Annotated in this window: 26 protein-coding genes and 1 tRNA gene; 21 read left to right on the top strand and 6 right to left on the bottom strand. The window is 64.1% G+C overall.

Annotated elements, in window-relative coordinates:
• Window positions 1-93 precede the first annotated feature (93 nt).
• The 5 genes from ribH to CI41S_RS29040 all read left to right on the top strand — a co-directional run bounded on the left by ribH (window position 94) and on the right by CI41S_RS29040 (window position 6,308).
• Window positions 94-585, top strand: coding sequence for a 6,7-dimethyl-8-ribityllumazine synthase (ribH, locus tag CI41S_RS29020; protein ID WP_139862671.1), 492 nt, complete (start codon window positions 94-96; stop codon window positions 583-585).
• Window positions 586-587: 2 nt separating this feature from the next.
• The gene (gene nusB, locus CI41S_RS29025; RefSeq protein ID WP_139483159.1) at window positions 588-1,082 is read left to right on the top strand and encodes a transcription antitermination factor NusB; all 495 of its coding nucleotides are present in this window, start codon (window positions 588-590) and stop codon (window positions 1,080-1,082) included.
• Between the two features lie 144 nt (window positions 1,083-1,226).
• Window positions 1,227-2,228, top strand: a complete 1,002-nt coding sequence (thiL, locus tag CI41S_RS29030; RefSeq protein WP_139862672.1) for a thiamine-phosphate kinase — start codon at window positions 1,227-1,229, stop codon at window positions 2,226-2,228.
• A gap of 217 nt (window positions 2,229-2,445) precedes the next feature.
• Window positions 2,446-4,566 (top strand): sodium-translocating pyrophosphatase, encoded by a 2,121-nt coding sequence (locus CI41S_RS29035; RefSeq protein WP_139483161.1) that lies wholly within the window; start codon window positions 2,446-2,448, stop codon window positions 4,564-4,566.
• A 194-nt stretch (window positions 4,567-4,760) separates the two neighbouring features.
• Window positions 4,761-6,308: a peroxidase family protein gene (locus CI41S_RS29040; RefSeq protein ID WP_139862673.1), complete on the top strand. Its 1,548-nt coding sequence runs from the start codon at window positions 4,761-4,763 to the stop codon at window positions 6,306-6,308.
• Between the two features lie 110 nt (window positions 6,309-6,418).
• On the opposite strand, the gene CI41S_RS29045 is transcribed toward CI41S_RS29040, so the two are convergent.
• Both CI41S_RS29045 and CI41S_RS29050 read right to left on the bottom strand, forming a co-directional pair.
• Complete coding sequence (locus tag CI41S_RS29045; protein WP_139862674.1) at window positions 6,419-7,426, bottom strand: Bug family tripartite tricarboxylate transporter substrate binding protein; 1,008 nt, start codon at window positions 7,424-7,426, stop codon at window positions 6,419-6,421.
• A gap of 218 nt (window positions 7,427-7,644) precedes the next feature.
• Window positions 7,645-8,001 (bottom strand): hypothetical protein, encoded by a 357-nt coding sequence (locus CI41S_RS29050; protein ID WP_139483165.1) that lies wholly within the window; start codon window positions 7,999-8,001, stop codon window positions 7,645-7,647.
• Between the two features lie 54 nt (window positions 8,002-8,055).
• Here CI41S_RS29050 and makC (CI41S_RS29055) point away from each other — a divergent pair, with 54 nt between their 5' ends.
• Genes makC (CI41S_RS29055) through makE form a run of 6 tightly spaced genes read left to right on the top strand, consistent with a single transcriptional unit; the run spans window position 8,056 to window position 13,380 of the window.
• The gene (makC, locus tag CI41S_RS29055; RefSeq protein WP_139862675.1) at window positions 8,056-8,814 is read left to right on the top strand and encodes an alpha-pore-forming tripartite toxin MakABE regulator; all 759 of its coding nucleotides are present in this window, start codon (window positions 8,056-8,058) and stop codon (window positions 8,812-8,814) included.
• Between the two features lie 49 nt (window positions 8,815-8,863).
• A complete protein-coding gene (gene makC / locus CI41S_RS29060; RefSeq protein ID WP_139862676.1) occupies window positions 8,864-9,256 on the top strand; it encodes an alpha-pore-forming tripartite toxin MakABE regulator in 393 nt (130 codons plus the stop codon).
• A 2-nt stretch (window positions 9,257-9,258) separates the two neighbouring features.
• Complete coding sequence (gene makB, locus CI41S_RS43740) at window positions 9,259-10,317, top strand: alpha-pore-forming cytotoxin subunit MakB (protein ID WP_172628231.1); 1,059 nt, start codon at window positions 9,259-9,261, stop codon at window positions 10,315-10,317.
• Window positions 10,318-10,337: 20 nt separating this feature from the next.
• On the top strand, window positions 10,338-11,462 hold the full coding sequence (makA, locus tag CI41S_RS43745) for an alpha-pore-forming cytotoxin MakA (RefSeq protein WP_172628232.1): 1,125 nt from the start codon (window positions 10,338-10,340) through the stop codon (window positions 11,460-11,462).
• 59 nt (window positions 11,463-11,521) lie between these two features.
• Window positions 11,522-12,310, top strand: coding sequence for a hypothetical protein (locus CI41S_RS29070; protein WP_139862678.1), 789 nt, complete (start codon window positions 11,522-11,524; stop codon window positions 12,308-12,310).
• A 14-nt stretch (window positions 12,311-12,324) separates the two neighbouring features.
• Entirely contained in the window at window positions 12,325-13,380 is a 1,056-nt protein-coding gene (gene makE / locus CI41S_RS29075; RefSeq protein ID WP_139862679.1) for an alpha-pore-forming cytotoxin subunit MakE, read from the top strand.
• Window positions 13,381-13,426: 46 nt separating this feature from the next.
• Here the strand turns inward: makE and CI41S_RS29080 are convergent, their stop codons facing one another.
• On the bottom strand, window positions 13,427-13,777 hold the full coding sequence (locus CI41S_RS29080) for a zinc ribbon domain-containing protein YjdM (protein ID WP_139483393.1): 351 nt from the start codon (window positions 13,775-13,777) through the stop codon (window positions 13,427-13,429).
• A 110-nt stretch (window positions 13,778-13,887) separates the two neighbouring features.
• On the bottom strand, window positions 13,888-14,364 hold the full coding sequence (locus CI41S_RS29085; protein WP_172626892.1) for an outer membrane protein assembly factor BamE: 477 nt from the start codon (window positions 14,362-14,364) through the stop codon (window positions 13,888-13,890).
• Window positions 14,365-14,500: 136 nt separating this feature from the next.
• Between CI41S_RS29085 and CI41S_RS29090 the strand changes: the two genes are divergently transcribed.
• The 7 genes from CI41S_RS29090 (at window position 14,501) to CI41S_RS29120 (ending at window position 19,261) form a co-directional block, all read left to right on the top strand.
• On the top strand, window positions 14,501-15,052 hold the full coding sequence (locus tag CI41S_RS29090) for a ubiquinol-cytochrome C chaperone family protein (RefSeq protein WP_139862680.1): 552 nt from the start codon (window positions 14,501-14,503) through the stop codon (window positions 15,050-15,052).
• Window positions 15,049-15,639 carry a YceD family protein gene (locus CI41S_RS29095; protein ID WP_139862681.1) on the top strand — a complete coding sequence of 197 codons (591 nt, stop codon included), beginning with the start codon at window positions 15,049-15,051 and terminating at the stop codon, window positions 15,637-15,639. Before CI41S_RS29090 ends, CI41S_RS29095 begins: the two co-directional genes overlap by 4 nt.
• A gap of 304 nt (window positions 15,640-15,943) precedes the next feature.
• Window positions 15,944-17,005, top strand: a complete 1,062-nt coding sequence (plsX, locus tag CI41S_RS29100) for a phosphate acyltransferase PlsX (protein WP_139483174.1) — start codon at window positions 15,944-15,946, stop codon at window positions 17,003-17,005.
• Window positions 17,002-17,979, top strand: coding sequence for a beta-ketoacyl-ACP synthase III (locus tag CI41S_RS29105; RefSeq protein WP_139862682.1), 978 nt, complete (start codon window positions 17,002-17,004; stop codon window positions 17,977-17,979). The genes plsX and CI41S_RS29105 overlap by 4 nt, the downstream gene beginning before the upstream one ends.
• A 130-nt stretch (window positions 17,980-18,109) precedes the next feature.
• Window positions 18,110-18,445, top strand: a complete 336-nt coding sequence (locus CI41S_RS29110; protein ID WP_139483176.1) for an integration host factor subunit alpha — start codon at window positions 18,110-18,112, stop codon at window positions 18,443-18,445.
• A 31-nt stretch (window positions 18,446-18,476) separates the two neighbouring features.
• A complete protein-coding gene (locus CI41S_RS29115; protein ID WP_139862683.1) occupies window positions 18,477-19,079 on the top strand; it encodes a MerR family transcriptional regulator in 603 nt (200 codons plus the stop codon).
• Between the two features lie 104 nt (window positions 19,080-19,183).
• Window positions 19,184-19,261 (top strand) — tRNA-Pro (locus tag CI41S_RS29120).
• A 332-nt stretch (window positions 19,262-19,593) separates the two neighbouring features.
• Here the strand turns inward: CI41S_RS29120 and CI41S_RS29125 are convergent.
• Together CI41S_RS29125 and CI41S_RS29130 are read right to left on the bottom strand one after the other, a co-directional pair.
• A complete protein-coding gene (locus tag CI41S_RS29125) occupies window positions 19,594-20,028 on the bottom strand; it encodes a hypothetical protein (protein ID WP_244622294.1) in 435 nt (144 codons plus the stop codon).
• Window positions 20,029-20,449: 421 nt separating this feature from the next.
• The gene (locus CI41S_RS29130; RefSeq protein WP_139483178.1) at window positions 20,450-20,962 is read right to left on the bottom strand and encodes a MarR family winged helix-turn-helix transcriptional regulator; all 513 of its coding nucleotides are present in this window, start codon (window positions 20,960-20,962) and stop codon (window positions 20,450-20,452) included.
• Between the two features lie 456 nt (window positions 20,963-21,418).
• Here CI41S_RS29130 and CI41S_RS29135 point away from each other — a divergent pair, with 456 nt between their 5' ends.
• The 3 genes from CI41S_RS29135 to CI41S_RS29140 all read left to right on the top strand — a co-directional run bounded on the left by CI41S_RS29135 (window position 21,419) and on the right by CI41S_RS29140 (window position 24,597).
• The gene (locus CI41S_RS29135) at window positions 21,419-22,981 is read left to right on the top strand and encodes a porin (protein WP_139483179.1); all 1,563 of its coding nucleotides are present in this window, start codon (window positions 21,419-21,421) and stop codon (window positions 22,979-22,981) included.
• A gap of 350 nt (window positions 22,982-23,331) precedes the next feature.
• The gene (locus CI41S_RS43750) at window positions 23,332-23,526 is read left to right on the top strand and encodes a hypothetical protein (RefSeq protein ID WP_172628229.1); all 195 of its coding nucleotides are present in this window, start codon (window positions 23,332-23,334) and stop codon (window positions 23,524-23,526) included.
• Between the two features lie 162 nt (window positions 23,527-23,688).
• Complete coding sequence (locus tag CI41S_RS29140) at window positions 23,689-24,597, top strand: dihydrodipicolinate synthase family protein (RefSeq protein ID WP_139862684.1); 909 nt, start codon at window positions 23,689-23,691, stop codon at window positions 24,595-24,597.
• Window positions 24,598-24,617 lie beyond the last annotated feature (20 nt).

The raw sequence follows: 24,617 nt of genomic DNA on the forward strand, positions 1-24,617 counted from the left end.
GCTTGGAATACCGCGCCGCGGCGACTACAAACGTGCGCGTTGACAAACTACATAGGCGTTGTTTGTCCACATGCTGAACATACGGATTGAACAATGGCTGACGCGCGGCGCGCACCCCTGAAGGACCAGACCGACATCGCAGGCGCGCGCGCGCTGATCGTCGAGGCGCGGTTCTATGACGATATCCAGGATGCGCTGCTGGAAGGCGCGCTCGCCGAGCTGAAGGCGGCCGGCGTCACCCACGACATCATCACCGTGCCGGGCGCGCTGGAAATCCCGGCCGCGATCGCAATCGCGATCGATGCGGCGGCGGCGAATGGCAAGCCGTATGACGCGGCGATCGCGCTCGGCTGCGTGGTGCGCGGCGACACCATTCATTTCGAGATCGTGTCGCAGGAATCCTCGCGCGGCCTGATGGACCTCGCGGTGAGCCGCAAGTTCCCGCTCGGCAACGGCATCCTCACGGTCAACACCGAGGCGCAGGCATGGGCGCGGGCGCGCGCCAGTGAACTCAACAAGGGCGGCGACGCCGCGCGCGCGGCGCTCGCGATGCTGCGCATCAAGCGCCGCCTAGCGAAGGCCTGATCATGGCAGACAGCAACAAGCCCGGCAAACCTTTAGAGCGCAAAGCCAACCGGCGCGGCGCCGCGCGGCTCGCCGCCGTGCAGGCGCTGTACCAGATGGACATCGGCGGCGCCGGCATCAACGACATTTTTGCCGAGTTCGAGAGCCACTGGCTCGGCAACGAGGTCGAGGGCGACAAGTATCTGCCGGCGGAAGCCGCGTTCTTCCGCGACGTCGTCTCCGGCGTGGTGCGCGACCAGGCGCGGCTCGATCCGCTGATCGACGACGCGCTGTCGAAAGGCTGGCCGCTGAAGCGGATCGACGCCATCTTGCGCGCCGTGCTGCGCGCCGGCTCCTACGAGCTCGAGCACCGCAAGGACGTGCCCGGCCGCGTCGTGGTGTCGGAATATGTCGACGTCGCCCATGCCTTTGTCGAGAAGGACGAGACCGGCATGGTCAACGCCGTACTCGACCAGATCGCGCGCCAGTTCCGCAGCGACGAGTTCGTGCGGGGATAGGTAAGCGTTGCCTCTCTCCGTAGCCGTCACCCTGAGGTGCGAGCTCTTGCGAGCCTCGAAGGGCGGCGGCGTGGCGTGGAGGCTGCATCCGGGCCGTGCATCCTTCGAGGCTCGCAAGGGCTCGCACCTCAGGATGACGGGACCATGAGTACGGCGAGCAATCCTCCCTCCGGCGAAGACTCCCTCATCGCGCGCTATTTCAGGCCGCTGGCGACCGCTCCGGGTGCGTTCAATCTCGATGACGATGCCGCGGCGCTCAAGGCGGATGGCGAGGATGTCGTGGTCACGACGGATGCGATCGTCGAGGGCGTGCATTTCCTCGCCGGTGATCCGCCCGACACGCTGGCGCGCAAGGCGTTGCGGGTGAACCTTTCCGACCTTGCGGCCAAGGGCGCCACGCCTGCCGGCTTCGTGCTGACGCTGGCGCTGCGCGCCGTGGAGGAGGACTGGCTAAAACCCTTCGCCGCAGGCCTTGGCGAGGATGCCGCCTACTACGGCTGCCCGCTGCTGGGCGGCGATACGGTCTCGACGCCGGGGCCATTGATGATCTCGATCACCGCGTTCGGGCGGGTGCCGCCGGGCAAGATGGTGCACCGCGCCGGGGGCCAGGCCGGCGACCGGATCTTTGTCACCGGGACGATCGGCGATGCCGCGCTCGGCCTCGACGTGCTGCGCGGCGGTCCGGCCGCGGCGGCGCTCGGCAATGACGAGGCAGCCCGGGCCGCGCTGGCCTCCCGCTACCGGGTGCCGACGCCGCGCAATGCGCTGGCGCGTGCGGTGCGCAGCCATGCCAGCGCGGCGATGGATGTCTCCGACGGTCTCGCCGGGGATCTGACCAAGCTCTGCGCGGCATCCGGCGTGGCGGCCGTGATCGACGTGCCGAGCATTCCGCTGTCGCCGGCGGCAGCCTCGCTGGTGTCGCGCAAGGCGGTCGGCATCGAGACCCTGATTGCCGGCGGCGACGACTATGAAATCCTCTGCGCGGTCCCGGGCGACCGCGTGGACGGCTTCCTGCGGGAGGCGAAGCAGGCCGGGGTCGTGGTGACCGCGATCGGCGGGCTGATCGCCGGAACGTCGCCGCCGAGCTTCCTCGACGCCCACGGCCGGGAACTGGCGCTGAAGCGGCTGTCCTACAGCCATTTCTAGAATTCCGCCCGAAGGCCCCGATTTTCCCTCTAAATAGCTGCCGATATCGGCGGTTTCGGCCTCGTGCGGCGTTGCACAGGGGGGACGATTTTGGCAAGGTCGCGCCCGATTTGAGGCGATCCCTTGTGGGCAGGGATGGTCCTCGCAAATAAGCGCCCGCCGCCTCGAGCGGCAAAAAAGGCGCGGGGGTTACATCAAGGATCTGAGGCAACAATCAATGACAGCTTTATGGGTGATCGTGCTCTGCGGGGCGCTTTCCATCGTCTACGCGATCTGGGCGACGCAGTCGGTCCTGGCCGCGGATGCGGGCACGCCGCGCATGCAGGAGATTGCAGGGGCCGTGGCCGAGGGTGCGCAGGCCTATCTGCGCCGCCAATACACCACGATCGGCATGGTCGGTATCGTGATATTCCTGCTGCTGGCCTACTTCCTGGGCGTGCTGGTTGCGATCGGATTCCTGATCGGCGCCGTGCTGTCGGGCGCGGCCGGTTTCATCGGCATGAACGTCTCGGTGCGCGCCAATGTCCGCACCGCGCAGGCGGCGACCACCTCGCTCGCCGGCGGCCTCGAGCTGGCCTTCAAGGCCGGCGCGATCACCGGCCTATTGGTGGCCGGTCTCGCGCTGCTCGGCGTCACCATCTACTTCATGGTGCTGGTCAAGTTCATGGGGCTTGAGGCGAGCAGCCGCACCGTGGTCGACGCCATGGTGGCGCTCGGCTTCGGCGCCTCGCTGATCTCGATCTTCGCCCGTCTCGGCGGCGGCATCTTTACCAAGGGCGCCGACGTCGGCGGCGACCTCGTCGGCAAGGTCGAGGCCGGCATCCCCGAGGACGATCCGCGCAACCCGGCCACCATCGCCGACAACGTCGGCGACAATGTCGGCGACTGCGCCGGCATGGCGGCCGACCTGTTCGAGACCTATGCGGTGACCGCGGTCGCCACCATGGTGCTGGCCGCGATCTTCTTCGCCAAAACCCCGATCCTGGTGAACATGATGACGCTGCCGCTCGCGATCGGCGGCATCTGCATCATCACCTCGATCATCGGCACCTTCTTCGTCAAGCTCGGCGCCAGCCAGTCGATCATGGGCGCGCTGTACAAGGGCCTGATCGCCACCGGCGTGTTGTCGCTGGTCGGCGTCGCGCTCGCGATCCAGTGGCTGATCGGCTTCGGCAAGCTCGACGGCGTCGACTACACCGGCATGGCGCTGTTCTGGTGCGGCGTGGTCGGCCTCGTCGTCACCGGGCTGATCATCTGGATCACCGAGTACTACACCGGCACCGACTATCGTCCGGTGAAGTCGATTGCGGCGGCCTCGGTCACCGGTCACGGCACCAACGTGATCCAGGGCCTCGCGGTCTCGATGGAAGCGACCGCGATGCCCGCGATCGTGATCATCGCCGGCATCCTCGTCACCTACAGCCTGGCCGGCCTGTTCGGCATCGCGATCGCGACCGCCACCATGCTGGCGCTGGCCGGCATGATCGTCGCGCTCGACGCCTTCGGCCCGGTCACCGACAACGCCGGCGGCATCGCCGAGATGGCGGGGCTGCCCAAGGAGGTGCGCAAGTCGACCGACGCGCTCGATGCGGTCGGCAACACCACCAAAGCGGTGACCAAGGGCTACGCGATCGGCTCCGCCGGTCTCGGCGCGCTGGTGCTGTTTGCGGCCTATAACCAGGACCTCAAATTCTTCATCAGCGACTCCAACGCCCACGCCTATTTCAAGGGCGTCAATCCGGACTTCTCGCTCAACAACCCCTACGTGGTTGTCGGCCTGCTGTTCGGCGGTCTGTTGCCGTATCTGTTCGGCGCGATGGGCATGACCGCGGTCGGCCGCGCCGCCGGCGCAATCGTCGAGGAGGTGCGCCGTCAGTTCCGCGAGAAGCCCGGCATCATGCAGGGCACCGACAAGCCGGACTACGGCAAGGCGGTTGACCTGCTGACCCGGGCGGCGATCAAGGAGATGATCATCCCGTCGCTGCTGCCGGTGCTGTCGCCGATCGTGGTCTACTTCCTGATCTATGCGATCGCAGGCGGCGGCGCGGCCGGCAAGTCGGCGGCGTTCTCCGCAGTCGGCGCCATGCTGCTCGGCGTCATCGTCACCGGCCTGTTCGTCGCGATCTCGATGACCTCGGGCGGCGGCGCTTGGGACAACGCCAAGAAGTACATCGAGGACGGTCATTATGGCGGCAAGGGCTCCGACGCCCACAAGTCCGCGGTGACCGGCGACACCGTCGGCGATCCCTACAAGGACACGGCGGGTCCCGCGGTGAACCCGATGATCAAGATCACCAACATCGTGGCGCTGCTGCTGCTCGCAATCCTCGCGCACTGATCCTGTCTTAAAGCGAGACAGAAGAAGGCCCCGCGGCGTGGCCGCGGGGCTTTTTCTTTGGGCCGCGATTTGTCGTGGCCTGTCGCGTTATGTCGCAGCCGAATGTGGGGTCAATTACAGATTGTGGGATAAATAGAACGTAACTCCGCGGGTGATCAGCGCGATCATTATTTTTTGCCCCCACGGAGGTGTGCATGACACAGATTGCGAATATCAACCCAAAGCATGGCAGAGCAGGGCGTCAACCGACCAAGGCCGCACTGAAGCCGTTCAAGGACAACGCCGATCCGGGCCTGTTCGGCCGGATGTTCGATCTTCCGGCGTTTGCGCCGTCGGAAGCATCGTTGCACGCGCTGGCCGACGCGATGCGCGACGCCCAGCCCAACAACCCGGCCGACGACAATCCCAACGTCCCGTCCGGCTTCACCTATCTCGGCCAGTTCGTCGATCACGACATCACGCTCGACCTGACCTCGCTGGCCGAGAAGCAGGAAGATCCGCATGCGACGACGAATTTCCGCACGCCGCGGCTCGATCTCGACAGCGTCTACGGCCTCGGACCAGACGGCAGTCCGCAGCTCTACGCGCGCAATCCCAACAACGTCTCGCAGCCGAGTCCGAAGCTGTTGCTCGGCAAGACCGCGGCGACGCCGCGCGCCGCGGGCGATCTTCCCAACGACCTGACGCGCAACTCGCAGGGCCGCGCGCTGATCGGCGATCATCGCAACGACGAAAACCTGCTGGTGGCGCAGACCCACCTCGCATTCCTCAAATTCCACAACAAGGTGGTCGACCGGCTGGCCGGCGGCGCCAATCCGCCGGCGCCGGACAAGCTGTTCAGCGAGGCGCGCAAGCAGGTCACCTGGCACTATCAGTGGATGGTGCTGCACGACTTCGTCGAGCGCATCACCGAGCAAGGGATCGTGGCGAAGATCCTGCACGAGGGGCGCAAGTTCTACCGCTTCCAGAAAGTGCCCTACATGCCGGTCGAGTTCTCGGCGGCGGCCTACCGGCTCGGCCACAGCATGGTGCGCGAAGCCTACAGCCACAACCGCGTGTTCACGCCCGGCGGCCTGACGCCCGCAACATTGAAGCTGGAGTTCGCTTTCTCAGGCCTCTCCGGAATCATTCTCGGCCAGGATGCCGCGACGCTGCCGGCTTCGCCCGGCGTCCCGCCCAACGTCGCCACGCTGCCGACCGACTGGATCATCGACTGGAGCCGGTTCTACGAATTCGATCCGCCGATCGCGCCGACGCCGAACTTCCTGTTCAACCATTCGCGCAAGATCGATCCGTTCCTGATCCCGCAACTGCACGATCTGCCGGGCGGCGGCGGCAGCCTGCCGTTCCGCAATCTGCAGCGCGGCGTCAATCTCGGTCTGCCGTCGGGTCAGGATGTCGCGCAGGCGATGGGAATTGCGGCGCTGACGCCGGCCGAGATCGCGACGGGGAGCGATGGCGTGGTGGCTGCGGCGCACGGCTTCGACAAGAAGACACCGCTTTGGTATTACATCCTGAAGGAAGCGGCGGTGAAGAAGGGCGGCCAACGGCTTGGCCCGCTCGGCGCGCGGATCGTGGCCGAGGTCTTCGTCGGCCTGGTTGCCGGCGACAGCCAGTCCTATCTCAGCGATCCCAACTGGAAGCCGACCTTGCCGGCGAAGACGCCGGGCACCTTCCTGATGAGCGATCTGTTGCGCTTCGTCGGCGATATAAGCCCGATCGACAACGTCACGACGGGTTAGCAGCCTTGATGGCTTGCAATCTCTGACAAACCCGCGGCGCGAGCCGCGGGTTTTTGCTCTTCATTGGATCGTCTCCTGCCGATCGACGGCGCCGCAAACGACGCTGCGCGTCACTTCACCTCCATCTGCAGGCCTTCCTTCTCGATGATGGCGGCGAACTTCTTGGTCTCGGCGTCGACGAAATCGGCGAACTGCTGCGGCGAGCCGTAGTCGGCGCGCGCGCCCATGCTGGCGATGTTCTTCTTGACGTCGTCGCGGTCCAGCATCGCCTTGACCTGGCGGTTCAACTCGTCGAGCACCGCCGCCGGCGCGGTCTTCGGCAAAAACACGCCGAACCAGCTCGATACGTCGAACTTGGCAAGCTCGGGCGCGCCCTCGCGCATGGTCGGCAGATTGGGCGCGGAGTCGCTGCGTTCGGGTGTGGTGACGCAGAGGCCGTTGAGCTTGCCGTCCTGTACCTGTGGCAGCGACGGGTAGAGATTGTCGAACAGGATCTGGATGTCGCCCGCGAGCCCGGCCTGCAGCGCGGGACCGGCGCCGCGGAACGGCACATGCGTCATCTTCAGCCCGGTGAGCTGCAAGAACCAGGCGCCGGTGAGGTGAGGGCTCTGCCCGGTGCCGGACGAGCCGTAAGTTAGCTTGTCGGGATTCTTCTTCAGATAGGCGATCAGTTCGGGGATCGACTTGATGCCGGTCGACGGATGCGCCGAGACGATGTTCGGGATCCGGATCATGTTGGTGACCGGCTGCAGCTGGTCGGCCTTGTAGGTCAGGTTCTTGAAGATGCTGAAGGCGATCGCGTTCGGCCCGGGATTGCCGATCAGGATGGTGTGGCCGTCGCCCTTGGCGCGCGCGACCTCCGAGGTGCCGATGGTGCCGCCGGCACCGGAGCGGTTCTCGACGATGACAGACTGGCCCCAAATCGGTTGCAGATGCGCCGCAAGCAGCCGCCCCATCACGTCGGTCGAGCCGCCGGCGGCGGCCGGCACGATGATCCGCACCGTCTCGGCCGGCCGCCAATCGCCGGCTCCAAGGCTCGCGCGCGGGACGATCGCTGCCGCCGACAATGCGGCTGCGCCTGACAATACCGTACGGCGGGAAAATCTCTTGCTGGTCACGTGTTTACCCCCTTCTCAGGTCTTGGTTTTGGGGGCGACCGTAGGGGACCGCCTGCGGTCAGGGCAAGCGACAACTTGGCGCATCATCGAGCCAGGTTCCGGCCCAATGCAGTGCTCGGCCCGGATGCGATGCGCGTCAGGCTGCGGGCGCCCCACGACAACGTCGCGGGTCGCCGGCAGTCTCGGTCATTTCAGGCCGCGACGTCGCGCGGCGCCGCTCACACCAGCGCGTCCGCGTTCTTGGCAAATTCCTCGTCAGTGGTGAACGGAATCTCCGTGACCTTGACGACCGCGTTCTTGTTGCTGCCGATGATCACGATCTCCTTGAGGAAGGAGCCCGGGAATGAGCCCGAGACCTTGTACGGCTTGGTGCCCTGGCCGAGCGGGCCGGTCCATCCCATCACCTTGATGGCCAGACCGCCGACCCACTGCTCGTCGCGAACGAGCTGGATGCCGGAGGTGTAGTTCGGGGCCTGTCCTTCGACGGTGACGGAGAAGAAGCCCGGCGCGCCGAGGCCGGTCCAGACGTAAACGGCTTTTGCGGTGTCGAAAGGTTCCGGTCCATAGAATCCCATGACGTAACTCCTGCTGAATGAAGGCTGACGAGAGCCGTTGAAGAGCCGATTGGCATGATCGGGCTCATGGCGAGCGTAGCACGTGCATCGCAATCAGCGTGTGAAGATATTGCAAGCAACTATAAATTGATTAGAGCGATCGCTCGGTCGACGCATGACAATCGTGCGAAGGAGCTGCGCGACTCTTGTTTTTGCTATCGCCGTGTTTCTTTTCGTTTCCAGGTCGAGTGTGCATGCGAAGCCGATGACCAACTTTTCGTGTTGAACAAGAATCGTTCTTGCGTTCCGCGTCCGTGCGTGCATACTACCTCAGGCTGTAACAACCTACAGAAGCATTTTATCAAAATAAAGCCTTTAAGTGCTGCCGCGCCGCGCGATCGGCGCAGCCGCTTGCGACACCTTGCATTTTTGGATCGGACAGCGATGGGAACAGTCGACGCACTGATCGTTGTTGATACCGAGGGCGCGCTCTCCAGCGGATCGGCCGTCGATAATTCCTTTCTGGTCGACAACAACGGCTATCTCGGCTCGTGGAACGAGGGAACGCCGACGCTCAACACGGTGGTGCAGGACGGCCAGGTCGCGAACTGGAGCGTCACTCCCGTCAGCGCCACGGGCCAGGTGTCGATCACCGGCTTCTCCGGTCAAATGATCTCCACATCGGTCTGCAAGCCGGCTCCGCAAGTGGGCAACCCGGATGTGTGGTCCGGCCGGATCGAATCCCACGGTCAATTCGCGTCCTTCTCCTACACGATCGCCCTGTCGATCGGTGGAAGGCCAATGACACTCAACTCATTCATCAAGGTCGTCTAACGCAGGGAGCAGCAGCGTGAGTGCAGATAAAAGAGATGCAGCAGCCGCATTGAGTCAAGTCGATGTGTTGATCGTGGCGGATGTCGAAGGCGCGCTCGCCTCCGGCAACCTTCAGGACAACGTCTATATGATCGACACCAACAAACATGCGGGTTCGGGCAGCGAAGGGCAGGCGGAGCTCTACACCGCGGTCAAGGACGGTCAGGTCCTCAACTGGAGCGTGGTCGGGGTGTCGCCATCCAGCGACGTGAACATCACCCAGTTCACCGGCCAGATGATCAACGACAAGATTTGCGTTCCGCAGGCGGTATCCACGCCCGACGGCACCTATTGGTCCGGTCGGGTCGAAGCCCAGGGCTTCAAGGGCAACCAGCAATATTCCTGCGTGCTGACCATGGACGGCAAACCCATGACCTTCGATCCATTCCTGAAGATATCCTGACCATGCTGAGCCCATCGATCAACGTCGCCAACAGCCTGCTGGCCCAGGCGTTCAACGAAGTACTGCGGCTCGACAGCTATTCGATCAGCGCGGGCGGCACGACCATCGGCGTGCTGGCAAAGGACCCCGAATGGCTGGCGCCGGTGCGCAATCAGGTCGGCATGCTGGGGCAGGCCGGTGCGCAATGGATCGAGGACAAGCCCTCGATCTGGGGATCGGTCCTGACGCAGTTCTCCGACTATGGCAGCGCCTTCGCCGGCGTGGCCGATGCCAAGGCCACCACGAGCGAGCAGTGGATCAAGTTGCTGAAGGAGGTTCTGCTCAGCCAGCTCAACAAGTCGATCGACGCCACGAACGTCGCGGCGACTGGGCTGCAAAGCCACTATCAGGCCTTCAAGAACATCCAGCCGTTGCTGGAGGGCAGCATCAATGCGGGATGGGCCGAGCTGCACAACGAAGAGCAGCAGATGGTCAAGATCGCCACGCAGCTCACGCGGCTGGAGGATCTGGTCGGCTCGCTGCAGGATTCCATCACCGCGGGCGACCTCAGCACCGGCCAGAGCGTGGTCACGACCACGGTGAAGACGCTCTACAACGTCGCCACCGGGGTCGGCGAATCTTTCTCGTTCCTCGGCATGGCCGCCGCCGCCTTCACCGTCGGCAAGTTCTATTACGACATCATCACCAAGACCGCCGCGGTCGGCGAAACCTTGCAGCAGATCGCCAAGCTCCAGATCGACGCGAGCCAGGAGGCGCAGGCAGCCGCCGGCACCAAGCTCGTGCTGCGGCTGCTCTACAATCTCGAATTGTCGTTCGGACGCATCGTCGACGTGATGCCGCAGATCGCAACGATGTGGAGCACCGAGCGCGACAAGGTGCAGCAGGCGATCCAGGCGCTGCAGGCCGGCGCCGATCCGGCGACCTATTTCGACATCTTCACCATCCCGATCGCGAACGCGAACTGGCAGGCGATCAGAAAGTTCGCAATCGCAATACCGGCGACCAAGACCACCGTCGGGCCGCCGGTGACGCTGGACCCACAGAACCCGATCGCAACCTAGCACCGCGCAGGAGAGAGATCATGATGGCAGTAGCAAAACTGAAAGCAAAGGCAGCGCCGAAAATGGCGGCGACCACCACGCTCGAGACCCAAACCCAATCGGCCTTCGTGATGTTGTCATTGATCACCCAGGCATGTCACGGCATCGTGAATACGGTGTTCGTGGCGCCGTCGCCCAAGCCGAGTTGGTTCGACGACCTCAACAGCAAGCTCGACGTCGCCAAGACGCACGCGCAGGACTGGATCGACAATATCGGACCCAGCGTCACCGGCGGCGTTCCGGTGCAGGTCATCAACTACGGCACGACCTATTCGGCCATCACCGGCACGATCCAGTCGATCGTTAACGCACACCCTGACGCTCAAGGCGCCGACAACCCCTACGTCAAGCAGGTCCATGAGCTGGTCGGCGCGCTGGAGCAGTCGGTGCAGGTCATCGTCACCAATGCCAACACCACGCAGACGCTGATGAAGAACTGGGGCGACCTGATGCAGGCGTCGCACGACGCCCTGACTTCGGGCGCGGTCAGCATCCAGAAGGCGGAAGCGGATCTGAGCGCCGACATCAGCAAGATGAACGAAGCGATCAAGGTGCTCAACGACACCATTCATAACGAGAACATCGCGATCGCCGCGTCCGCCGGCGGCATCGCCATTGGCTTGCTTCTGCTGGTGGTGGGTATCGCGCTCGCGCCTGAAACCGGCGGCGCCAGCCTCCTTGTCGCCGGCACCGGCGGCTTGCTGGTCGTCGGCGGCGCCGTGACGTGGGGCGTCATGCAGAGCAAGATCAACAAGCAGTTCGACGAGATCGCCAAGGACCAGAACGAGCTCGACGACGACAAGCGCCAGATGGTCGCCCTGCAGGGGCTGGGCTCCGCCTCGAGCCAGGCGATCACGTACATCACCGACGCCAGCAACGCGTTGTCCGACTTCCGCACCAGCTGGACCGTGTTCCAGGGCGAACTGCAGGGCGTGCTGGCAAAGCTCGAATCGGCTGAAGCCGCGCTCAGCACCATCGTGGCGGGTGCTTTCACCACCGCTGCGGCCTCGGAATGGGCCGATGCGACGTCGTTTGCGCAGGGGCTGGCCAACGCCCCGGTTTCATATCCGGCCAAGCAATTGGCGATGGACGGCAAGGCCGCTTGATCATCTCGCGGGCGCCGCCGGTTGTCGGCGGTGCCCGCTCCGTTTGAGAGGAGCTCATCATGTCGAACGGCAAGCCATCGGACGAACCTGATATGGGCGGCTTGGGCCGGCTGATTTCAACCAGCAAGGCAACCTTCGAGGCACTCGCTGCGATTACTGACGACTGCCATGGTTTGCTCAACGCGCCGCTGTTCCCACCGTCGCCAAAACCCGGCTGGTTCGACGACCTCGACAGCGCGCTCGATTCCGCCAAGGCGCGGGCGCAGAGCTGGATCGACGATATTGGGCCTAATGTTACCGGCGAAATTCTGGTGCTGGTCGTCAACCACGGCACGGCGTTTTCAGCGATCTCTGCACAGGTCGGCTCGATTGCGGCTGATCATCCGGATGCGCGGGGCGCAGGCGATCCCTTCGTTCAAACCGGGCTCGAACTCTCCGGTTCGCTGGATCAGTCATTGCACGCAACCGTGGCCCGCCTCGAAACGAGGCTCGCAACGATCACGGCATGGAGCGAGACCATGCAGGCCCGCGATGCTGCGCTGCGCGCCGCGGCGGACGAATCGCCTGACGCAAAAGCCGCGGCGGCGCCTGCGCTCGCGGCTGCCGCACAGGTGCTGGGATCGACCGACGATGCGCTCAAGCTGCTGCGTGAGCTCATCGTCGCCTGGCGCGAGCTTGGGGACGCGATGCGCGATGCAGTGGCGGAGCTTCGGGCCGGCAAGGTCACGCTGGGCACGTTCGCGGCCGACACTTTCAGCGCGGCGGCGCAGGCCGAATGGGGCGTCGCCACGCAGTTCGCGCAGAAGCTCGCGACTGCTCCGTTCGGAAGCCCCGGCAGGGCCGCGTAACAGAGGGAGTCGATATGCCTTTCAGCGGTGCGGCGACGAATGCGCAGATCGACGCGAGCATGGGCGCGATCGTGCTGCTCAACTCGTCCTGCCAGGCGGTGATCGAAGCCGAGATCGCGGAGGTCGCTTCCCCCTGGTACGATCAGCTCGACCAGGAGCTCGGCGCCGCCGAGAACCTGGTGGTCGGTTGGCGCCGCAGCGGCGTGCTGTATTTCCAGACCGACATCCTCGATACGATTGCCGCCGCCGGGCAGGCGTTCGTCGCGGCAGCGCCAAACATCGGCGCTCTGTTTGCCGCGCTCGAGCAACATTTTTCGGCCGGCGGCAAGGCCGAACTGATTACCGCGATGCAGGCGCTCGAGCCGCCGGTCCAGGCTATGATCGGACAGATCGCGGCCTATCTCGGCAAGCTCCAGACGTTCGAGCAGGCGATGCTAGAGGCCGACCAGGCGATGCGCACCACAGTCGGGCAGGTGCAGGCCCAGGAGGAGAAGATTCAGGGCGAGATCGACGCGATCAACAACCAGATCAAGCTGCTCAACGCGCAAATCCAGACCGACCGCGACGCGATCGCAAAGGCGAAAGCCGCGCGCACGAGCGGCATCATCGAAACCATCTTCGGTATCCTGTTCGCGCCGGTGACCGGCGGCGCGTCGCTGATCCTGGCCGGTATCGGCGTGGCCTCGATCGCCGACGCCGAGGGCCAGATCAACAGCATGCAATCGGAGATATCAGGCTATCAGCAGAAAATTGCTGGCGATCAGTCGACGCTCGGCGACGATCAAAGGATCGTCGCAACGCTGGGCGCGCTCACCATGAGCACCGGCCTCGTGCTGAGCGATATGGCGATGATCGAGAACGCGCTTGATTCGCTGCGGACCAGCTGGACCGCTTTCGACGGCGAGCTCGACGGCGTGATCGCCAAGCTGCAGGCCGCGACGTCGGCGGCCGACCTCATCGTCAGTCAGGCCTGGTACACCGCCGCCTGCACCGAGTGGAATCTGATTGTCAGCCACGTCGCCGACCTTACCGGCCGGCAGATCGACACCAGCCGGGTGCGAATTGGCTAGTGCTGCGGACCGCGCTTTGAAGCTCCGGTGCCGGAAAGCGGCAACGCTACGCCTTCTTCACGAACTCCGACTTCAGGTTCATCGCGCCGATGCCGTCAATCTTGCAGGCGATGTTGTGTCCGTCGCTCCCCTCGGTGAGGCGAATGTTCCTGACCTTGGTGCCGCCTTTGACGACCGATGACGAGCCCTTGACCTTGAGGTCCTTGATCACGATGACGCTGTCGCCGTCCGCCAGCGGGTTGCCGTGCGCATCGCGCACGCCCGCCTCCTGCGCGACCTCGCCGGCCGCGGCCGCCTGGGCGCTCCACTCATGGGCGCATTCCGGGCAAACCCAGAGAGCGCCGTCCTGATAGGCATGCTCGGAATTGCATTTCGGGCAGTTCATTGACGCGTCCATCGTCGACATGATCCTCGTCGTGACCGGGCGCACCGTAGGGTCGTGTGCAGGTAAAGCAAGGCGAACCCTCCGCGCGCGGTCGGGCGCCCGGCACTTTTCCGGGTGATGCCCTAGTTGAAGCTGAGCAGCTTGAACAGCGGCGTCAGGTACGACATCTCCTGACCCGACGTCGGCGTGGTGCGGCTGACGAAGTCGAAGATCTTGCCGTCCTTCAGGCCGTAATTGGCGAGCCGCCGGACCTGGCGATTTTTGTCGAAATAGACCGCGATCACGCGCTGGTCGACCACCTGCTGGTTCATGAAGGCGACCGGGCGGGAGGTCCGTTGCGAGATGTAATAAAACACCTCGCCGTCGAGCGTGGCGACGGTCGACGGCGTGCCGAGCACGATCAGCACCTGGTCCTGGCTGGCGCCGATCGGAATCTGCTCCAGCGCGCCCTGCGGCAGGATATAGCCCTTCTGGAATTGCTCGCCGCTGCAGCCGGCAAGGGCGGCGCAGACGAGGCCCGCGGCGGCCACCGCGCGGAAGCGCGAGAACAGGCTGCGCGCGGACGCGGCGCGAAAATGTCTTGGAGTGGTCTGGCTCATCGGCGGAACTGATCCGTCCCCTTGCATCGGGCGAGGCGTTGACGTACCGGGCAGCTCAATGGATTGCAATATTGCCGAGGCCCAACGGACCGCCCCCTCAACAGGCGACCTTTGGGGCCCGCAGCCGGAACCCATCATGCTTTGGCCGTTCAATCACTTCAGGAAACCCCGGCAGCCCGCGCGCAGCACCATTGAGACCATCTATGGCATGATCGTGACGCAGGCGCGAGAACCGTTGTTTTACCGTGACTTGGGCGTCCCGGACACGGTTAACGGCCGTTTTGACCTGCTTCTGATGCACCTCTGGCTGGTGCTGCGGCGGCTCAAATCGGCGGAAGCCGGGCCGGACCTGTCGCAGGCGCTGTTCGATCATTTCTGCACCGACATGGACGACAATCTCCGGGAAATGGGCGTCGGCGACCTCACGGTGCCCAAGCGCATGCAGGCCTTCGGCGAGGCATTTTACGGCCGGACGGCGGCCTATGACCTGGCGCTGACCGACAGCGAGGAGGCCTTGGCCCAATCGTTCTGCAAGAACATCCTCAATGGCCAGGACATCGAGAAGGCGCGCGAATTGGCTGCCTATGCCCGGGCGGCGATGGCGGCGCTGGCGCGCGCCGACCTCGCGGCGCTCGGCGCCGGCACGTGGCGCTTCCCCGCGCCACTGACTGCGGGGACGGCGGCATGAGCGGCGGCAGCGGGCGGCAGGGTGCACCGCGCGACCGCGATCCCTGGCGGGTGCTGGTCAATGTCGCCCAGATCCCCGAGACCGGGCTGCATCGCGAGATCGAGGCCGACGAGGCGGCGCGCAAGGCGATGGCCGAGGTCGCCGAGCTGCGCGAGGTGGTCTCCGCGCATGCGGCGTTCGACATCATGCCGAGGCGCGACGGCAGCTACCACGTCACCGGCCGGGTGCAGGGGCGGGTCGGGCAGACCTGCGTGGTGACGCTCGATCCGATCGAGAACGCCATCGACGAAGAGATCGACGTGATCTTCGCGCCGCCGGAGCAGATTCCGCAAATGGCCGACCTGGTCGACGAGGCCGAGGACAGCGACGAGGAGACGCCGGACCCGCCGGAGCCGATCGAGGGCGGCTTCATCGACATCGGCCGGCTCGCCACCGACGCGCTGTTTCTCGGCATCGACCCCTATCCGCGCAAGCCGGACGCCGTCTTTGAACGGATGGTTGAAGCGCCTGATCCGGAAGATCATCCCTTTGCCGCGCTGAAAGCGCTGCAGGAAAAGGGCGGCGGCAAGAAGCCGAAGGGTGGTTAGCGGCGACTTTTGAGGGGATGGCTTGCCTGCGCCGCCGCGCGAAGGGTGTCGGCCATCACTTCAAAAATATCGCACAAAATATTGAAATGTCGGATGTTTCCGCTATATTGTGAGGCATTTCGTAGCGCGTCCGCGGCTCGGGCCTGTGTGGTCCAAAAGGTTGTGTCGGACCGCGGACACGCTATTGTCGCCGCCCGGCCGGGACGCGACTTGGCGTTTGGCCGCGCGCCGCCAGCAGCGGTGACTTCAAGCTCGCGGTCTCGTCCGAACGGGACTGCGGGGAGAGCAGGTTTCCGGGACGTTCATGCCTCATAAGGTTCGAATCGCGCTTGACGCCATGGGGGGCGATGTCGGCGCATCGGTCGTCATTCCCGGCGCCGCGATCTCGTTGAGCCGTCATCCCGACAGCGAATTCCTGCTGTTCGGCGACCAGGCCAGGATCGAACCCGAACTTGCGCGGCACCCGGCGTTGAAGGCGGTGTCGAAGGTGGTCCACACCGACGTCGCCGTTAAGAATGACGACAAGCCGAGCCAGGCGCTGCGGCGGACCCGCAGGGCATCCTCGATGTGGATGGCGATCGATGCGGTGAAACATGGCGAGGCGGATGTCGCGGTATCCGCCGGCAACACGGGCGCGCTGATGGCGATGGGCCGGCTCAATTTGCGGACGCTGCCGGGGGTCGACCGCCCGGCGCTCGCCGCGGTGTGGCCGACGCTGCGCGGCGATTCCGTCGTGCTGGACCTCGGCGCCACCATCGGTGGCGATGCCCGCCACCTGACGACGCTCGCCGTGATGGGCAGCGCCATGGCGAGCGTGCTGTTCAACCTCGAACGGCCGACCGTCGGCCTGCTCAATATCGGGGAGGAGGAGGTCAAGGGCCATGAGGAGATCCGCGAGGCGGCCGGCATGCTGCGGGCGATGAATTCGCGGCAGTTCGACTATATCGGCTTTGTCGAGGGCGACGGCATCGGCAAGGGCGCGGCCGACGTGATCGTATCGGAGGGATTCTGCGGCAATATCGCGCTGAAGACCGCCGAGGGAACCGCGCGGCAGATGTTCAGCTTCCTGCGCGAGGCAATGTCCTCGAGCCTGCTGGCGCGGATCGGCTATTTGTTCGCCCGCGGCGCGTTCCGGAAGCTGCGCGACAAGCTCGACCCCAACAAGTCGAACGGCGGCGTGCTGCTCGGCCTGCAGGGCGTGGTGGTCAAGAGCCATGGCGGCACCAACGCGGAAGGCTTTGCCTATGCCGTGGATGTTGGCTATGAGATGGCCCACTACGATCTCCTCACCAAGATCAATCAGATGCTCAATCGTGACGGCAGCGCGCTGGTGCAGGCGCAGACCGCGCCGGAGGATGTCTCGTGACTGCTATACGTTCGGTAGTGCTCGGCTGCGGCTCATATTTGCCGGAGCGGGTTTTGACCAATGCCGAACTGGCTGCTCGAATCGACACGTCGGATGACTGGATCGTGCAGCGCACCGGCATCCGCGAGCGCCACATCGCGGCCGACGATGAGTTCACCTCGCATCTGGCGATCAAGGCGGCGCAGGCCGCGCTCGCCGATGCCGGGATCGACGCCCAGTCGATCGACCTGATCGTGCTGGCGACCTCGACGCCCGACAACACCTTTCCCGCCACCGCGGTCGCGGTCCAGCACGCCCTCGGCATCAACCACGGCGTCGCCTTCGACCTGCAGGCGGTGTGCTCCGGCTTCGTGTTCGCGCTGACCACCGCCGACAATTTCCTGCGCGCCGGCACCCACAAGCGGGCGCTGGTGATCGGCGCGGAAACCTTCTCGCGGATCCTCGACTGGAACGACCGCGGCACCTGCGTGCTGTTCGGCGACGGCGCCGGCGCCGTGGTGCTGGAGGCGCAGCCGCATGCCGGCACCACCGCCGATCGCGGCGTGCTGACCACGCATCTGCGCTCCGACGGACGCCACAAGGCAAAGCTGTTCGTCGACGGCGGTCCCGGCTCGACCAAGACGGTCGGGCATCTCCGGATGGAGGGGCGCGAGGTGTTCAAGCATGCGGTCGGCATGATCACCGACGTGATCGTCGACGCCTTCAATGCCACCGGGTTCACCGCCGAGGACATCACCTGGTTCATTCCGCACCAGGCCAACAAGCGAATCATCGACGCGTCCGCGCATAAGCTGCATATTGCGCCGCAGAAGGTGGTGCTGACGGTCGACAAGCACGGCAACACCTCGGCCGCCTCGATTCCGCTCGCGCTAGCCGTTGCGGTGAAGGACGGCCGCGTCAAGAAGGGCGATCTCGTGCTGTTCGAGGCGATGGGCGGCGGGTTTACCTGGGGTTCGGCGCTCGTGCGCTGGTGACCGACGCCTGGAAAGTTACTGACGATTTGCCGGTATCTTTCATCGCCGGCATGCTGGTCGCTGTTGACCATTGCGCGCTAAGCTTTTAATTTCAGTCAAGAAATTGTTCGCCGAGAGTGCGGGGCAGGCGATGACCACGGGAACCGGAAAAACAGTTACGCGCGTCGATCTATGTGAGGCGGTCTACCAGAAGGTGGGGCTGTCGCGCACCGAATCGTCGGCGTTCGTCGAGCTTGTGCTGAAGGAGATCACCGATTGCCTGGAAAAGGGCGAAACGGTGAAGCTGTCCTCCTTCGGCTCCTTCATGGTGCGCAAGAAGGGACAGCGCATCGGGCGCAACCCGAAGACCGGCACCGAGGTGCCGATCTCGCCGCGCCGGGTGATGGTGTTCAAGCCGTCGGCGATCCTGAAGCAGCGGATCAACGGCCATGTGGCCGCCAATGGCGACGGCAGCAAGGCCGAGTGACCATTTGAACTAAGGCGAGAGGAGCGGGCATTTGGACAAGGCGCCGGATGCGTTCCGTACGATCAGCGAAGTTGCTGACGAGCTCGATATTCCCCAGCATGTGCTGAGATTCTGGGAGACGCGCTTCGCGCAGATCAAGCCGATGAAGCGCAGCGGCGGACGCCGCTATTACCGTCCCGACGATGTCGATCTGCTCAAGGGCATCCGCCGGCTGCTGTACGGCGAGGGCTACACCATCCGCGGCGTGCAGCGGATCCTGAAGGAGCACGGCATCAAATCGGTGCAGGGAATCGCCGACCAGACCGCGGCGATCTCGTTCGGCGCGGTCGAGGAGGCGGTCGGCCACAGCATGGCCGAGGCCGACGATGCCGACCTCAACGACGGCATCGATCTCGACAGCGAGGAGGGCGACGGCGACGAGGGCGGCATCGACTACCGCTTTGTCGATCCCGACGAGGACCCGATCCTGTCGACCTACAAGGCGCGCGCCCAGCCGGCCAAGGCGGCGGACAAGGCGCCGGCGGCGGCCGCCCGGGCCGGCGTTCCGGCCGCCGATCGCGAGCGCCTCGAGCGCGTGCTGCAGGAACTGGTCGCCTGCCGCCAGATGATCGACGCGGCGTTGAAGGACGGCTGACAGCGAAGGACAACTGATCCTTGGGGGAACCGGCCCCCGATTGACACCATTAAGGCCTGTCCCCGCCTTGCGCGAAGGCAGGATCGCAGCTAATGGAACGGCATCGGAGCGTGGCGCAGCCCGGTTAGCGCACTAGTCTGGGAGACTAGGGGTCGGAGGTTCAAATCCTCTCGCTCCGACCAAAAACTCTTTACGCGACGCGGATTGGAATCAGAGGTCGCACATCACGACCGCTGGTCCGCGATATCCCTTTGCCTCCGGGCAACGGACATGGCTCGGCGTGGACCTGACGCGAGGTCATTAACGGGGTCTGGCCCGTTCCGGGGTCGCCGCGCAGGTTACCCCTTGCAACACAAAAGCCCCGCCGAGGCGGGGGGCAATATGTTGAACGACTTAACAGAACTAGCAGGCCCGCCGCGCCGGAATAGCGCAGCCATTCAGCATAAACGGGATCATCCCACGATCGCAGAAATCGACGGATGCGCTGAGCACGAAGCGCGGCCCAGCCGAAATATCACTGGCTCAATGTGTCGGTCGCGATCTTTTTCTTGAGTGCCTCGCAGGTATCCCTGACCTCGGTGGTCATCAACGAGACGGCCTCGATCTTCAGGAAAAAACGCTTGCCCTGATCGCGGTAACCTGCAGCGAACTCCTTGATTTCTGCGATCATGTCATGGACGCCCGCCACCATTGCCTCGCAGTTCTTGGCGGCCAACTGCAGCTCCGTTCCAAGGGCCTCAATCTCTTTCACCGCCGCTTCGTATTCGCGCACGACCGCCTCGGCCGAGAGCTTGCCCACCTCGTTGACGCCGTTGCGGTGCTCGACGTAGTCCGGCATCGGCGAGAGAGGCCGAATGTTGCTGCGAGGTCGAGGCGAACTCAAAGGATCGATTTCGCCAGCCAACTGTTCCAACGGGGCACGGGCGAGAACTTCCGCACTAACACTCATGCAAACGCTCCATAAGTTGTTACGGCGAATGCAGTTTATCAATGTCAAAGGATTTGTCTCGCTTTTCAACAGATTTGAAGTAAGTTCATTTGTGCGCTGCAGCACGGCGGAATTCCGTATTTGCGCAGGTTGATGAACACACGCCGCCGGCGGGCCGCGCGGGTGGGTCCAAAAAACTCCGGCAAGGACCGTCGTCAAATTCGTCGGCGTTGCCGGCAGAGGCAATTTGAGTTTGGGTCAGCCTTGTTCTCCGATCACACGATTTCTTCGCGGTGCAATACGCGGGGAGGGCGCCGTGAAGAAAACAGATGTCGCACTCGCTGAGGAACGGCGGGATCGCCGTTGATTTGCGAGGCTGCGTCCGCGCGGCGGATCGAGGTAACGGCGCAATACTTGCGGCTGCAAACGTCCCTTCGCCGCGTCAGAGCCTACTTTGCAGCGCCGCCTGCAGGCAGGCCTTTTCGAGACGGTTGTTGAGCTCGGCGAGCTTGGTCGTGAAGTCGGCCAGCTCACGCTCGCTGAACTCCTCGAACACGGTTTTCCGAAATGCCTGATGTTGCTCGGCGAGACCGGCGAGATGCTTTCGGGTCTTGTCGGTGAGCGACAGGTTGACCACCCGCGCGTCGGCCGGGGAGGGCGTGCGGCGCAGCAGCTCCTTCTGTTCCAAAAGCTTGGACTGGGTGGTCACGAACGACGGATCGACGTGAAGCAGTTTCGACACCACGTTGATCGGCACGCCGTCATCCTTGGCGAGATCCGAGACGGCGATCAGAATCATCCATTGCGGACCACTGACGCCGAGCGCCTTGCCCCACAACTGGCGGACCCGTTCCAGATGCGAGTTGATCGATGAGATCTCGAGCGTGAAGCGCTTGATGATGTCGAGATTTTCGATGGCGCGCTGACGCGTCGTCTCCTTCCTTGTCACTGACACTGCTTCCCCTCTTCCTCAGGCGCGGGACCAGCTTTGCGCTGATTTGATTCTTGTTACCTGCGCGAATGGTGCGATTGTGCTCGCAACTGAGCCACGAACGCAAGTGACCGTAAAGCTATTATGATGGTCATATGACAGTTGGGTTTTTTCGGATGTGACAGGTTTTCCCCGTAGCTGCAAAGGGCTAGCGGGGGTGGCGTTGCCCGCGGGACACAGTGTGACCGCATTCGTATAGCTGACTTTATAAACTATTTTGATTAGGGAATTGGCCAATGCATATTGAACCCCGGCGGTAGGGGAATCTCGATCGTCCCGTTGCGTTGATCGTTCAAGTCCGTCGCGCTCCCTGGGGTTGATCAGGGGCGCGGGGTTTGGGGAAGCGATTTTCGATATGCGGGAGATCTCGGGGCGCTCGCGGCCCGGACTCTCCGCATATGAGCAACTTGGAGGTTTAATATGAAATTGGTGAAGAGCCTTATCCTGGGCTCGGCGGCTGCTCTCGTAGCGGTCGGCGGAGCGCAGGCGGCTGATCTTCCCGTCAAGGCCAAAGCGGTCGAGTACGTGAAGGTTTGCTCCCTGTACGGTCCCGGCTTCTACTACATCCCGGGCACCGACACCTGTATCAAGCTCGGCGGCTACCTGCGTATGGACATGGTCGTCAACGCGAACAGCGTTGCTGGCCCGAACTACAACGGCCCCGGCGGTGCCAACAACCGTTTCACGAACGGCTACACCTGGCGTTCGCGTGAAGACCTGAACATCGATACGCGCACCGCGACCGAGTACGGCGTGGTCCGCACCTACTTCGATGCGGTGTTCACCTGGACCACCGACAACTACGCTGTGAACGGCGCGGCTCCGGGCTCGACCATCTACTCGGCGCTCGGTGGCGGCGGCACGGTTGCCCCGGCTTCGGCCCCGAACAACGCCGGTGCCGGCAACGGTTCCTACGGCACGGTCGGCGTCTACTTCGCCTTCATCCAGTTCGCCGGCTTCACCATGGGCAAGGCGATCTCGCAGTTCAGCGCGCCCTGGACCAACTATCCGGGCAACAACTTCGACGGTCTCGTCGGCGGCGGCGGCACGGTCACTGGCGTCAACCAGTTCACCTACACCGCGCAGTTCGGCAACGGCGTGTCGCTGGCCCTGTCGGCCCAGGATCAGACCCAGTACTTCCAGGCTGGCGTCAACAACCTGAGCGCCGGTGGTGCTTACGGCGCCAGCGACTATGCCGGCACGATCTCGCCGGACTTCGTTGCTGCGCTCAAGATCGATCAGGCTTGGGGTGTCTTCCAGGCGTCGGTCGCTGCGCATGACAACCACGCTGCCTACTACGGCTCGACCGAGTTGACCGGCCATCCGGACGACAAGTGGGGCTGGGCTGGTCAGCTGGCTCTGTCGATCAAGAACATCCCGACCGGACCTGGCGACACGATCAACGTCCAGGGCGTGTATACGGATGGTGCGACCCGTTACAACATCCAGGACCTGGCCAGCCAGGCTGGCGCGATCGCGATCTACAGCGGTTCGAGCCTGCCGGGTGCCTATGGCAGCGTCGGCTTCGGTACCGCTCCGGACACCGTGTTCGTGGCTGGCGGACAGCAGCAGACGGTCAAGACCTGGGGTATGCGCGGTGCGTACACCCACAACTGGGATCCCTACTGGAACACCAGCATCTACGGTGCTTATGCCGGTATCATGTACAACGATACGGCTAAGACCCTCATCTGCGGCGTCGGTGGCGCCGTCGGTGGTACGTTCCGCGCGGCCTTCGCTGGCGGCGCTGGCGTGACCAACTGCAACCCCGACTACAACATCGGTCAGATTGGTATCATCACCCGCTGGACCCCGGTCAAGAACCTGACCTTCTCGGCGGACGTGACCTACACCATGCTCGATCAGAAGTACGCAGGCACGATCACCACTTCTGCTGGCGCCATCGGCAAGCCGAGCGCGACCTACCAGCTGAAGGACCAGGATACCGTGATGCTGCTCCTGCGCGCTCAGCGCAACTGGTAACACCCGGTTGATCTGATCACGATGCAACAGAAACCCCGGCAGGCAACTGTCGGGGTTTTTCTCTGGTGGTTTTTCTCTGGTGAAGACGTGTTGCGAATGCTGCTGTGACAAACGTGCTTCACGCCGATCACGAAGACGTGCCATGCGATTCATTCGCGGCAAACTTATTTACTTACCTGATCTACTAAACTATATAGGGATTGGCCAAACATTGAACACTGGCTTCTTAGCTTCATGCTAAGCCTCCCAAACCTCCGGCAATGCCCTGCCGGAGGTTTTTGATTCCAGCCTTGGCGTTCTCACGGCAACGATCGCCGCTCGTCGCGCCGCCGATTCGATGCCGTCAAGATTTGACGGAATCGATCCGCAATGCACTCTCGCCATCGATGGGACGCTTCAGGAACAGCCGTCTGGCTCGCATGAGCAGCGGCCACTACTGCTTGATACGGGATCTCGGGCCGGTGAAGGGCGGCAAGGGACTGCGGCACCATGAGGTGATCCTCGACATCTCCTGGCGCGGCCTGCTCAGGTTCTTCATTCGCTAGACTCGTGCGGCACTTCGTCCCGCGTCATGTCCGCATCACCGGCCAGCTCCTCCAGTGCGACGACTGGACGCCGCGGCGGCAATCGCTACGCTTGGTCCGCCGAGCGCGATCACCGCCGCCAAGAGCGGGATCCGATCGGCGGGAAACAGCGAGGGCAAGCCGATGAAGACACGTCCGACCGGCGTGATACCGCCGATGACCACGCCGTTCCGGAGCGACGGCGAGATCGATTTCAAGCTGGTGGCGCCGCAGGTCGACTGGCTGCTCGGCGCGGGCAGCCACGGCCTGGCGGCCGGCGGCTCGACCGGCGAGGGCCACGCGCTCGACCACGAGGAATATCGCGACCTGATCGCGGCGACGGTCGAGGCGGCAAGGGGCCGCGCACCTGTGATCGCCGGCATCATCGTCGACTCCACGCGCGACGCGGTCAGGCGCGGCAGGCTGGTGCGCGACATGGATGTCGCGGCGCTGCAGGTGACGCCGGTGCATTATCTGTTCAAGCCCGACGACGAGGCGATGGTCGGCCATTTCCGCCGCATCGCCGACGAGACCGGCATGCCCATCATCATCTACAACGTGGTGCCGTGGTCCTATCTGTCGCCGGCGCTGCTGACGCGGATCATGACCGAGGTGCCGCTGGTGATCGGCGTCAAGCAGAGCGCGGGTGACCTGAAGCTGTTCGCCGACCTCATGATGATGGCGCCCGACAAACTGATCTTCAGCGCGGTCGATGCCTTGATGTATCCGTCCTATACGCTCGGCGCGCACGGCTCGATCGCGGCAATTCTCACCGCTGCACCGCACGCGTCGGTGGCGCTGTGGGACGCCGTGAAGGCGGGCGATCATGCACGTGCGCTCGACCTGCACAAGAAGCTGCTGACATTGTGGAACGCCGTGATCGCCGACAATCTGCCGGCCTGCACGCGCTATGCCCAGACCCTGCAGGGCTTGCCGCAAACTTTTCCGCGGGCGCCGATGCCGGAGGCTTCGGCGGTGCAACAGACGGCGATCAGAAAGGCGTTGGAGGGGATGGGCGCGCTTGCCGGCAAGCGCGTCGAGGCGGCCGAATAGCTCGCTCAAGCTTTGCGGTT

The sequence above is a fragment of the Bradyrhizobium ivorense genome (assembly GCF_900696085.1).
Lineage (GTDB): Bacteria > Pseudomonadota > Alphaproteobacteria > Rhizobiales > Xanthobacteraceae > Bradyrhizobium > Bradyrhizobium ivorense.